The organism is Aquibaculum sediminis, from assembly GCF_040712085.1.
GTDB lineage: Bacteria > Pseudomonadota > Alphaproteobacteria > Kiloniellales > DSM-21159 > Aquibaculum > Aquibaculum sediminis.
Genome location: NZ_JBFCVK010000001.1, coordinates 325980 through 338233 on the forward strand (window position 1 = coordinate 325980; position 12254 = coordinate 338233).

General features: G+C 64.6%; 7 protein-coding genes. 3 read left to right on the forward strand and 4 right to left on the reverse strand.

The genetic code is table 11. The features are described from left to right. The first annotated feature begins 9 nt into the window (after nucleotides 1-9). Nucleotides 10-1599: a lysine--tRNA ligase gene (locus tag ABZ720_RS01505; RefSeq protein ID WP_366553078.1), complete on the forward strand. Its 1590-nt coding sequence runs from the start codon at nucleotides 10-12 to the stop codon at nucleotides 1597-1599. A 233-nt stretch (nucleotides 1600-1832) separates the two neighbouring features. Here the strand turns inward: ABZ720_RS01505 and ABZ720_RS01510 are convergent, their stop codons facing one another. The 4 genes from ABZ720_RS01510 to ABZ720_RS01525 all read right to left on the reverse strand — a co-directional run bounded on the left by ABZ720_RS01510 (nucleotide 1833) and on the right by ABZ720_RS01525 (nucleotide 9009). Beyond that, nucleotides 1833-3398, reverse strand: coding sequence for an adenosine deaminase family protein (locus ABZ720_RS01510; protein ID WP_366553080.1), 1566 nt, complete (start codon nucleotides 3396-3398; stop codon nucleotides 1833-1835). Nucleotides 3399-3485: 87 nt separating this feature from the next. Further along, nucleotides 3486-5615, reverse strand: a complete 2130-nt coding sequence (locus ABZ720_RS01515) for a catalase (RefSeq protein WP_366553082.1) — start codon at nucleotides 5613-5615, stop codon at nucleotides 3486-3488. Nucleotides 5616-5743: 128 nt separating this feature from the next. Further along, on the reverse strand, nucleotides 5744-7126 hold the full coding sequence (locus ABZ720_RS01520; RefSeq protein WP_366553084.1) for an ABC1 kinase family protein: 1383 nt from the start codon (nucleotides 7124-7126) through the stop codon (nucleotides 5744-5746). Nucleotides 7127-7200: 74 nt separating this feature from the next. After that, entirely contained in the window at nucleotides 7201-9009 is a 1809-nt protein-coding gene (locus ABZ720_RS01525) for a M3 family oligoendopeptidase (protein WP_366553086.1), read from the reverse strand. Between the two features lie 125 nt (nucleotides 9010-9134). On the opposite strand from ABZ720_RS01525, the gene ABZ720_RS01530 reads away from it, so the two are divergent. Both ABZ720_RS01530 and ABZ720_RS01535 read left to right on the forward strand, forming a co-directional pair. After that, nucleotides 9135-10922, forward strand: a complete 1788-nt coding sequence (locus ABZ720_RS01530; protein ID WP_366553088.1) for an AMP-dependent synthetase/ligase — start codon at nucleotides 9135-9137, stop codon at nucleotides 10920-10922. Between the two features lie 233 nt (nucleotides 10923-11155). Next, nucleotides 11156-12187, forward strand: a complete 1032-nt coding sequence (locus ABZ720_RS01535; protein ID WP_366553090.1) for an ABC transporter substrate-binding protein — start codon at nucleotides 11156-11158, stop codon at nucleotides 12185-12187. Nucleotides 12188-12254 lie beyond the last annotated feature (67 nt).

A 12254-nucleotide genomic window follows, 5' to 3' on the forward strand; every position in this document is an offset into this window, starting at 1 on the left:
TGCGCGATCATGACGAGCGATAGAGAGCTGGCATTGGCGGCCAAGGCCTGGCCGTTCGAGGAAGCGCGCAAGCTCCTGGCTCGCTTGGGGGACAAAGCGCCAAGGAAGGGCTATGTGCTCTTCGAGACCGGCTATGGCCCGTCCGGCCTGCCCCACATCGGCACCTTCGGCGAAGTGGTCCGCACCACCATGGTGCGCCGCGCCTTCGAGACACTGTCGGACATCCCCACCCGGCTGTTCTGCTTCTCCGACGACATGGACGGCCTGCGCAAGGTGCCGGACAATGTGCCGAACCAGGAGATGCTGCGTTCCCACTTAGGCAAGCCGCTGACGAAGATCCCCGACCCCTTCGGCGAGCACGAGTCCTTCGGGCATCACAACAACGCCCGCCTGCGTCACTTCCTGGACTCCTTCGGCTTCGAGTACGAGTTCCAGTCCTCCACCGACTGGTACTTTTCCGGCCGTTTCGACGAGACCCTGCTCAAGGTCCTGGAGAACTACGACGCCATCATGGAGGTCATGCTGCCGACCCTCGGCTCCGAGCGGCAGCAGAGCTACAGCCCATTCCTGCCGATCTCTCCCCAGACTGGTGAGGTGCTCCAGGTGCCGATCCTGGAGCGCAATGCCCAAGCAGGGACGATTGTCTTCGAGGATGTGGACGGCACGCGCACCGAGCTGCCGATAACCGGCGGGAACTGCAAGCTGCAGTGGAAGCCCGATTGGGGCATGCGTTGGGCGGCGCTGGGCGTCGACTACGAAATGAGCGGCAAGGACCTCATCCCCTCGGTGCAGCTTGCCTCGCGCATCTGCCGCATCCTGGGCGCGCCGCCCCCCGAGGGCTTCAACTACGAGCTCTTCCTCGACGACCAGGGCCAGAAGATCTCCAAGTCCAAGGGCAACGGCCTGTCGGTCGACGAGTGGCTCGCCTATGCGCCACCGGAAAGCCTTTCGCTCTTCATGTTCCAGAAGCCGCGCACCGCAAAGCGGCTCTACTTCGATGTGATCCCGCGCACGGTCGACGACTATCTCACCTTCCTGGGCAAGTACCCGCAGGAAGAGGCGGCCAAGCAGCTTGAGAACCCGGTCTGGCACATTCACGAAGGCCAGCCGCCTGCCCAGGTGCCGCCACTCACCTTCTCGCTGCTGCTGAACCTCGTGGGCACGGTCAACGCCGACGAGCCCGCGGTGATCTGGGGCTACATCAGCCGCTACGCACCCGGCGCCAGTGCAGAAAGCGAGCCGCTGCTGGACCGGCTCGTAGGCTACGCCATCGCCTACTACCGCGACTTCGTGAAGCCCACCAAGCGCTACCGCGCGCCGGACGAGATGGAACGGGTCGCGCTCTCCGACCTGCTCCAGAGCCTTGAGGACTTGCCGGCCGATGCCGATGCGGAAACCATCCAGAATCAGGTCTACGAGGTGGGCAAGCGCCACCCCTTCCCCGGCCTGCGCGACTGGTTCAAGTCCTGTTACGAGATCCTGCTGGGCCAGGAACAGGGCCCGCGCCTGGGCTCCTTCTTCGCCCTCTATGGCTTGGAAAACGCGATAGACCTGATCCGGGGCAGCCTGGTAGAGGAACAGGAAACCCCGTCACAGTAACCCGCTTCATCACCCCCATCTCGTAGATGCGGTCAGCGGAAATAGAAATCCTCCGCAATGACCCTTTCGCTGGGCGAGCAACGGGCCCACTGGCTGTGTCCTGCGCCATCCACCCCTCCCGCCTACACTTCACGATGCCATGGCGGAGCCGCCAAACATCGTCGCGCGCCGCAAATCACCTCATAGAGCACACTTTTCCGGACAAATAGCGGTATGGTTGGCCGCAGGCGCTGCTACAGGCCCCGTGCCCGCCTCAGCGCCGCGCGGTCGGCCTCGAAATCGGCGAAGCGGGCTTCGAGGCGCCATTGCAGGCGCGCCTTGTGATTGCCCTCTAGGAAAGCGCCACAGGCCGCGTCCGTTGCGGCACCGCCCAGGGGCACGGCGGCGCAAGCCTCGACCGGGGTGAAGGCGACGGGATCGGCCCAGAGGCTCTCGCCCTCGACAAAGGCGTGGAGCACGGCGTTGCGCGAGAGCGCGACCAGGTCGGCGTAGCTTAAGTCGTAGGTCTCCACGGCGCGGCGGTACTCGTGGGTCAGGTCGCCGCGGCTGAGCCCCTCGTCGTCGGTGGAAAGGGTCAGGGGGACGCCGTACGCGCGATAGGTTTCGAAGGGATGCTCCGCGCCCTCCACTTCCAGGATCTGGGCGTTGCTGGTGAGGTTGATCTCCACCGCGATACGATCCTCCGCCATCTGCATCAGGAGCCGTTCGGCGTCGCGCTCATGGGCGATGGAGACGCCGTGGCCGATGCGCGTCGCGCCGGCAACCTCGATGGCCTGGCGCATGTGGCTGCGCAGGTGGCGCGGATGCACCAAGCCCAGCTTCAGCTCGCCAGCGTGCAGAGCCACGGGTGCCTGGCCGCGGAGCGCCGCCAGCTGGCCCAGCTGGCGCATCTGCGTCTCGTAGGTGGTCAGCGTGACGTGGTCGTCCTCCGGCGCGACCAGGTTCAGCCCGACGATCCGCGGATCGGCCTCGATCAGCAGGTAGGCGAGGAGGGACTGGGCGTAGACCTGCTCGGGCGGGAACGTCCGGATCACCTGCGCCAGGTAGCGGACCTCAACCTCACAGGCCGGTGCAGCGGACTGCGGGCAGCCGAAGCGATCCGCCAGAGTGGCCTCCATGCGGTCCAGCCGGGCCGAGCCGCGCGGCACCAGCTCCTCGATGCCGGCAGCCAAAAGCGCCTCATAGAGGGCATCGAAGTCGGGCTGCGGCCCGATCTGGCGGGCCAGAGCGCGCGCGGAGCCCATTTCCGGCGAGAGCATCAATTCAAGGTAGCCGACCTCTTGCTCGGCGGCGTGCCAGACCGCCTCCGCCAGCATGTCGCCGTCGCGACCCGCCTCGTCGAAGCGGAAGAAGCTGCGGAAGAACTGCTCGTGGCCCGAGGCGGCAGTGTGTCCGGGAACGAAGTTGCGCATCGACCAGGCGTCGATCAGCGCATCGCGCGAGATCAACCCGTCCGACAGGGCCGCCGCCAGCGTGGGACGCCCGGAGCGCGCATCGCAGGGCGGGCCTACGGCAGAGAGGCTTTCCAGATCGAAGCAGACGCCGTCGGCCAGGCCCCAGTCGATGAAGTCTTCGGCGTAGATGGCACCGGAGAGGTGATTGTGCAGGTCGCCGCCCTTGGGGAAGGCCTGCAGGAACATGCGCAGTTCCACCGGCGAGCCCTTGACCCGCTCGAACTCCGTCGCCGCGACGGAAGCGCTCTGCGGTCCGAGGGCGGACGACGACGCTCCCGTCCCCGCACAGCCCGCCAATACGCCCAGCCCGGCGGCCAGCAGCGCCGCCCCAAGCAAGCCTCGCATCGACCGTCCCTCCCCCGCCAAGCGACCCCAGTCAGTATCGCCGGGAGGTGCGGCCTTCGCAAGAGCAGTGCCCGCCCGCGAGCCGGCTCAGACCTGCTTCACCTTCGGCTCGCGCTCCCAATGGCGCAGCTTGCGGCAGGCCATGATAAAGGCCGAAGTGTCCCCCGTGGTGTTGAGCGGCAGGCACCCGTCGTCCAGTTCCTGCGCGACACCAGCCTTCTCCAGCAGCGGCATGGCGTCGGCGCCATAGCCGATGAACTTGCAGTGGGCGAAGGCATCGCTCACGAAATCGCGCGCCGTGGCCTCGGAAGCCAGCAGCTTTGCGCCGGCGGCCGAGGGCAGGACGACCACCGCATCGAAGACCACCGAAGGCCCGCCGTCGATTTTCTCGTCCGCTTCGATCCAGGTGCCGTTGCTCGCTTCCACCCCACCGATGCGCGGGGCGACGAACTTCAGCATCGCGCCTTCCTGCTCGCAGGCGTCCTTGAGCGCAGCCACCAGATCGGCATCGACCCCATCGGTCACCAGGGCGCCGACCTTGCGTCCGTGAAAACTGCCCGGCCCATTGAGCAGGATGCTGAGTGCGGGAGAGGCAGGCAGGTTCTGAAGCGGCGGGCTGGCGGGATCGGCAGCGGGAGGCATCTCCTGTAGCCGCAGCCCGTCGGCCACCGCCTTTGCCAGATCCTCATGCACATTGCGCAGGTGTGACACCATACGCGCCCGGATCTTCGGTGTTTCCACCTTGCTCAGTTCAAAGACATAGGCCTGGACGATGTGGCGTTGCTCCACTTCCGTCTGGCTGATGTAGAACTGCCGCGCCTGGCTGTAGTGATCGGCGAACCGCTCCGGACGCACCCGCCGCTTGGGGCCGGCTTCCTCGGAAGGCCAGGTGTGGAAGCCGACATCCGGCGCCTCACGCGGCCCGGGACCGCCGTCCTCCTGGCCCCAGGAATTGGGCTCGTAGTTCACGCGCCCCGTCGGATTGACGAAGGTCATGTGCCCGTCCTGCTGCAGCGTGTGGAAGGGGCACTTGGGCGCATTGACGGGCAGATGGGTGAAGTTCGGACTGCCCAGGCGCTTCAGCTGGGTATCGAGATAGGAGAAGTTGCGGCCCTGCAGCAGCGGATCGTTGCTGAAATCGATGCCGGGGACGATGTTCTGGGTGCAGAAGGCCACCTGCTCGGTCTCGGCAAAGAAGTTGTCGACGCAGCGGTCCAGCACCAGCCGCCCCACCCGCCGCACCGGCACCTCCTCCTCGGGGATGATCTTGGTGGCATCGAGAATGTCGAAGTCGAATCGCTCCGCGAAGTCATCGTCGAAGAGCTGCAGCCCCAGTTCCCACTCGGGATAGTCGCCGGCCTTGATGGCGTCCCAAAGGTCCCGGCGATGGAAATCGGGATCGGCGCCGTTGATCTTCAAGGCTTCGTTCCAGACCACCGACTGCATGCCAAACTTTGGCTTCCAATGGAACTTCACGAAGGTGGACTCGCCGGCCGCGTTGACGAAGCGGAAGCTGTGAACACCGAAGCCTTCCATGAAGCGGAAGGAACGGGGAATGGCCCGGTCCGACATGATCCAAAGGGTCATGGCGGTGCTTTCGGGCGAGAGCGAGACGAAGTCCCAGAAGTTGTCGTGCGCCGACTGCGCCTGCGGAAAGCCGCGATCCGGCTCCTGTTTTACGGCGTGAATGATATCCGGGAACTTGATCGCATCCTGAATGAAGAAGATCGGGATGTTGTTGCCGACCAGATCCCAGTTGCCCTCCTTGGTGTAGAGCTTGACCGCGAAGCCGCGCACGTCCCGGGCAAGGTCGAATGAGCCCTTGTTCCCCGCCACGGTGGAGAAGCGCACGAAGGCCGGGGTCCGCTCGCCGGGGCGCTGGAAAAGGTCGGCCTTGGTGATGTCCGCAAGCGATTCATAGGGCTCGAAGAAGCCGTGCGCACCGAAGCCGCGGGCGTGGACCACCCGCTCAGGGATGCGCTCATGGTCGAAGTGGAAGATCTTCTCCCGGAAATGAAAGTCCTCCAGGGCGACCGGTCCCCTTGTGCCGACTTTCAGCGAGTTCTGGTCATCGCCAACCGGAATCCCCTGCTGGGTGGTGAGCACCGGTGCCTCGCCGCCGGCCACCTGGTGCGTTTCGCCACCTTCGCCGCGATTGACCGTCTGTTCGTGATAGCGCGCGCTGTCGTGCTTACCGCTATAGGGCTCGCCGCTCATGTCCTTGCTCCTTCCGCCAGGCAGGGTGCGGCGCCAGACCAGAGCCGCATCACGACTGACGAAACGAGGAGGGCCGGCAAGGGTTCCGGCAAGCGCCTCAGGGGTGTACCGATCGGTCAGCTATCGCGTCATTCGACGTCGGCTGGCAGCCCCACGCTGTCCAAGGCCGCGCTCTGACGGGCGGCGAGTTTGTTGACATCGAAATCGGCAATAAGATCATGAAATAAGCGGTACCAGTTGATCTCGGCATTCAAGTGCATGAAGACCGATCCCAGTCCCACCGCAGCACGGTCCATGAGTACGAACTCCCGCGGCGGCTTCACACCGCCCAGACGGCGCAGCTCCTTATGCACGCGGCTTGCGGTCTGCGCGCCTTGAGCGCCGCCTGAGCCTTCCATGATGGGCTGGCTGCGATCCTGCAACAGCGGCCCGTAGATGAATCGCGCCCAGATGTTGAGGGCGTCCACCAGTTCCGCGTTGTCCCCGGCCTGCTCGAACCCCCAGGTGCGATAGGCATGGATCGCCAGCTCGCGATCATCGTCCCTGATGGCCTTGTAGAGGTCGATCACGCCTTCGACGAAGCTCGGCTTGAAGATGCGAATACAGCCAAAATCCAACAGGTTAACTGAGGCATCCTCATTCACGGTGTAATTGCCCAGATGTGGATCACCGTGGATGACGCCATAGTAGTAGAAAGGCGTGTACCAGGCGCGGAACATGTTGTAGGCGACCTGATTGCGCAGCTCCTGGTCGGGATGCGCTGCGATGTAATCCAGCAGCCGCTGGCCCTCGAGCCAGGTCATGGTGAGCAGCCGCGGCGTGGTGAGCTCCATGACCGGCTCGGGCACATGGACTTTCGGCTCTTCCGCCAGCAAGTGACGGTAGAGCAGCATGGAGCGCGCCTCGCGCTCATAGTCGAGTTCCTCCTTCAGGCGCGCCGTCAGCTCCTTGTAGATGTCGGAGGTATCGATCGCGGAATCGTACTGACGATAGGCGGCAAAGGCCCAGCGCAGTTGCTGCACGTCGGCTGCCACGGCCGAAGCCATGTCCGGGTACTGAAGTTTGCAGGCCAACTTGCGGCCGCCCTGCTCCGCGCGGTGAACCTGCCCAAGTGAGGCCGCTGCAGCCGCCTCGCGCTCGAAGCTGTCGAAGCGCTTCTCCCACCCCGGCCCCAGTTCCGTACGCATGCGTCGGCGCACGAAGGGCCAGCCCATCGGCGGTGCGTTGGACTGCAGCTGCCGCAGTTCCTCGGCGTACTCCCGCGGCAGGGCGTCGGGAATTGTGGCGAGGATCTGCGCTGCCTTCATCAGCGGACCCTTGAGACCGCCGAGCGCCGCTTTCAACTCCGAGGAATGACGGCCGCGGTCGATCTTCCGGCCGAAGACGCGCGCGCCGGCCAACTGCGCCGCCAAAACCCCGACTTCGCTTCCCACTTTCGCATAGCGGCGCAAGCGTCCGCTGAAGCGGGCACTTTCGTCATCAAAACCCTTTTCGTTGTCGAGATCGCTCATGGAGGTCCTTTAAGGGAAGGTTGCAGGTGCCATGGCGGGCAACAGCGCCCACGTCGACGGGCCCGGGCGGCCGGTCAGCGCTCCATGGCTTCCAGTTCGTCGATCATGCTCTCCACCACGCCCAGGCCCTTGCGCCAGAAGGCCGGGTCGGAGGCGTCGAGGCCGAAGGGTGCGAGGAGTTCCTTGTGCCGCTTGCTTCCGCCCGCGGCGAGAAGCTCGAGGTAGCGCTGGGCGAAGCCCTCATGCGCCTGCTCGTAAACAGCATAGAGGGAGTTCACCAGACAGTCGCCAAAGGCGTAGGCGTAAACGTAGAAGGGCACATGCACGAAGTGCGGCACGTAAGCCCAGTAGATGGCGTAGCTCTCATCCAGGGTGAAGGCCGGGCCGAGTGCCTCCGTCTGGGTTTCCATCCAGTGCCGACCCAGGTCTTCCGGCAGCAACTCGCCCTGGCGCCGGGCGTCATGCACCCGCTCCTCGAAGCGGTGGAAGGCGATCTGCCGCACGACGGTGTTCAGCATGTCCTCCACCTTGCCGGCCAGCATGGCCTTGCGCCTGGCCGGATCCTCGGTCTTGGCCAGCAGCGCCCGGAAGGTCAGCATCTCCCCGAACACGCTGGCCGTTTCCGCCAAGGTCAGCGGCGTGTTGGACAGGAGATGCCCCTGGCGTTCGCCGGCAAGCACCTGGTGCACGCCATGGCCCAGTTCATGCGCCAGGGTCATGACGTCGCGCACCCGCCCCTGATAATTCAGCAGGAGATAGGGATGGGCCGAGGGGACGGTAGGATGCGCGAAGGCTCCTGGCGCCTTACCGGAGCGCGGCGGCGCGTCGATCCAGTCGTTGTCGAAGAAGCGCTGCCCCACGGCCGCCAGGTCCGGTGAGAAGGCGGCATAGGCATCCAGCACCGTCTGGCGCGCCTCGTCCCATGGAATACGTCGGTCGTCGCTTTCGGGCAGCGGCGCGTTGCGGTCCCAGAAGGACAACTTGTCGAGGCCGAGCCAGCGCGCCTTCAGAGTATAGTAGCGATGGGACAGGCGCGGGTAGGACTCCGCCACCGCCGTGACCAGCGCATCGACCACCTCGTCCTCGACGAGATTTGCCAGATTGCGCGAGGACACCGGCCGCGGGAAGTCGCGCCAGCCGTCCTCGATTGCCTTGTCCTTGGCCAGGGTGTTGGTGATCAGAGAGAACAGGCGCTCCTGCCCCTTCAGCCCGGCGCCGAAGGCCAGGCCCGCGCGTTGGCGCAGATCACGGTCGCGCGACGTGAGCTTGTCGAGGATTTCCGTTTCCGAGAGCTGCGCTCCGTCCAGATCAAAACGCATTGCACTCATCGTTTCGTCAAACAGACGGGTCCAGGCGGCGCGCCCCGTTACATGCTTCTCATGCAGCACCCGCTCCACCGCATCCTCCAACTGGTGCGGACGCCAGGCGCGCTGATCGCGCAGCCAGGGAGCCCAGCGCGCCAGCGCCGGATCGGCAAGCTTGTCCTGCAGTGCCTTCTCATCAATGCGGTTCAGCTCCAGCGCAAAGAACAGCAGGTGCGTGGAAATACCCGTCACACGCTCCTGAATCGCCTGATAGAAGCGCCCATTCTCCGCCCGGCTCATATCGCCGGCATAGGTCAGATGCGCATAGGATGCGATGCGCCCCAGCTGCTCCTGGATGCGCTCATACTCTAAGATGGCCGTCGCCAGGGCGGCACCGTCACTGTCGCTCAGCCGCCCCTGCCATTGCGCCTCGAACGTCCGGGCCGCGCCCTCTGCCTCTGTGAGGTCGCGCTCCAGTTCCGGAGAGTCCGTCGCCGGGTAGAGATCGTTCAGATCCCACTCGGGCAAGGGTCCAAGTTCTGCTTCGGGCGTGCTCTCTGACTGTGCGACGTCGCTCATGGTGCTCCGCTTATCGTGGCTTGGTGGCAGGGACTTTGGCATATAGTCGCAGGGCCAAAGCGAACCAAGGGTGGATGCCCTGCGGCGCACCCTGCGCCAACAAGGCGCGGGGAGAAAGGGAGGACATGGACTACAAGAACGCAGCCAACCTGCCCGCTGTCTTTTTTGAACAGGCAGAACGCCTCGATAGCCGCCCCTTTCTCTGGGCGAAACGCGAAGGCCGATATCAGCCTCGGACCTGGGCAGAGGTCGCTGCGGAGGTGCGCCGGGTGGCGGCCGGCCTCTCGACGGTTGGCGTCAAGGCCGGCGACCGGGTGCTGCTTGTCTCGGAGAACCGGCCGGAATGGTTCATCGCAGACTTCGCCATCATGGCGCTGGGCGCCATCACGGTGCCCGCCTACACCACCAATCGTGCGAGCGACCACCGGCATATCCTGGCGGATTCCGGCGCCTGCTGTGCCATCGTTTCCACTGCGCAACTGGCCGTCCCGCTATGCGAAGCCCTCCCGGATGCGCCGGACTGCCGGCATCTGGTCACCATCGAGGAAGCGGCAGCACTGGACGGCCCCTGGAGCAATCATGCCTGGGGCGAGCTGGCCGGACCTGAGGAGGCCACGGCGGAAATCGTAAAAGCCGCATCCAATATCGCCCGGCATGAGCTGGCCTGCATCATCTACACCTCGGGCACGGGCGGTGCGCCCAAAGGGGTGATGCTCAGCCATGGCAACATCCTGGCCAACTGCCTTTCGGCCTACGACCTGCTCGACGAGTACGGCATCGGCGAGGAAATATTCCTGTCCTTCCTCCCGCTGTCCCACTCCTACGAGCACACCGCGGGCCACATCTTCCCGGTCACAATCGGCGCCCAGATCTACTATGCCGAAGGTGTGGAAACGCTGCTGACCAACCTGGCCGAAGCGCGGCCCACGATCATGACCGCGGTGCCCCGGCTCTATGAGGCCATGTACCAGCGCATTCACCGCGGTCTACGCAAGGAACCCGCTTTCAAGCAGCGTCTCTTCGCCGCCGCCGAGCGCATTGGGCGCAAGCGCTATACGGACCCGAACAGCCTCACGCTCTGGGAAAGAGTTTTCGACCTCGCCCTGGAGCGTCTGGTGCGCGACAAGGTGCGGCAGCGTTTCGGTGGCCGCTTGAAAGCAATGATCTCCGGCGGCGCTCCCCTCAACCCGGAGATCGGCCTGTTCTTTCATGCCCTTGGCCTGCGCATCCTTCAAGGCTACGGCCAGACCGAAGCTTCCCCAGTGGTCAGCGCCAACCGCCCCTTCAAGATCAAGATGCACAGCGTTGGCCCACCGCTGAAGGGGGTCGAGGTCGCATTGGGCGAGGATGGGGAAATCCTGGTGCGCGGAGAACTGGTCATGCAGGGCTACTGGCACGACCAGGCCGCCACGCAGGCCACACTGCGCGACGGTTGGCTGCACACCGGGGATATCGGCAGCATCGACGCCGACGGCTACATATCCATCACCGATCGAAAGAAGGACATCATCGTCCTGTCAGGCGGTGACAATATCTCTCCGGCCCGCGTCGAGGGGAAGCTGTCGCTGCAGCCCGAGATCGGACAAGTCATGGTGATGGGCGATCGGCGGCCCCATCTCGTCGCCCTCATCATCCCCGACGAAACCTGGCTCCAGGAATGGGCGCGCAGCAATGGCAAGCGGGGCGACCTGGAGGCGTTGTTCGATGACCCGTCGCTGCGTAAATCCATTTCCGAAGCTGTGGAGCGGGTCAACGGCGAGGTGTCGAACATGGAGAAGGTGCGCCGCTTCCTGATCGCCCCGGAACCGCTCTCGGTCGAGAACGGCATGATCACGCCCACACTCAAGGTGCGGCGCCACGTCGTGCGCGCTGCCTTCAGCGAAAAACTCGAGGCTTTGTACGAGCGAAAATAGTGCTGCTTCACTGTCTCCTTCAGATGACTTGCGAACTTGGTTGAACCACATTGGCAAACTCACGTTCGCGCCAGGCGAGAGTCGGTGACCCACTTGTCACAGCGCTTTCATATCTTGGTAAACTTGCTCTATCATTCTTCCCCAGGGGCCGGGCTTTGGGGGATCGGACGATACGCTCGACTACTCAGCCGGGTTCTGAGCGTTTATCGCCTTAACAAAACGGGGAGACATTCATGTCCAGTCATCGCAGGGGCGGGCTTTTCCGCTCGCTGATCGCCGGAACGGCCATTGCCGCCGTCGCCGGAATCGCAGCGGCACAGGCCGACTCCATCACCGTCTACACCTCCTATGAAGAAGACGAGCTGGCCGCCTTCCTCAACCGTATGGAAGAAGATCTGCCCGATCTGGAAGTCAACGTTCTGCGCCTGTCCACCGGTGATCTGCATGCCCGCATCCTGGCCGAGGCCGGCAATCCCCAGCACGATGTGATCTGGGGCTGGGCTGTCACCTCCATGGTCGATCCGCGCATCCAGGACATGCTGGAGCCCTACGAGCCCGCGAACATCGACCGCGTGCCCGAGCGCTTCCGCGATCCCGACGGGCGCTGGTTCGCCGTGACCGGCTACATGGGCGCTTTCTGCGTCAACAACATGGTCCTGGAAGACAAGGGCCTGCCCATGCCCAGCTCCTGGGAAGACCTGCTGGATCCGGTCTACGAGGGCGAGATCGTCATGCCGAACCCGGCCAGCTCGGGCACCGGCTACCTGCAGATCGCGTCCCTGCTGCAGATGAAGGGCGAGGAAGAAGGCTGGGAGTTCCTGCGCGCCCTCGACAAGAACATGGCGCAGTACATCAAGAGCGGCTCGCGCCCCTGTAACGTCGCCAGCCAGGGCGAGTACGCCATCGGCGCCTCCTTCGCCCTGCGTGCCATCAAGAACATCAACGAGGGCTATCCCATCACCATGGTGCTCCCCTCCGAGGGCGCGGGCAACGAACTGGAAGCCCACGGCCTGATGGCGAGTTCCGATAACAAGGACGCCGCCAAGCGCTTCCTCGACTGGACACTGAGCGACGCGGCCGTGGACGAATACTACGACTGGAAGGAGATCGTGACGGTCTCGGGCGGCAGCATCCCGCAGAACTTCCTGGACGCCGGCTTGCCGGAAGACATCGGCGCGGTGATGTACGACATGGATTTCGCCTGGTCGGCGGAAAACCGTGATCGCATCCTGGAGCAGTGGCAGGCCGAGTTCGAGTCCGAGTAAGGCTCGATACCACCGTTCGTTCCGCAGCCCGGGTGGAGGCCACAGCGCCTCCACCCGCTGCTTGCTT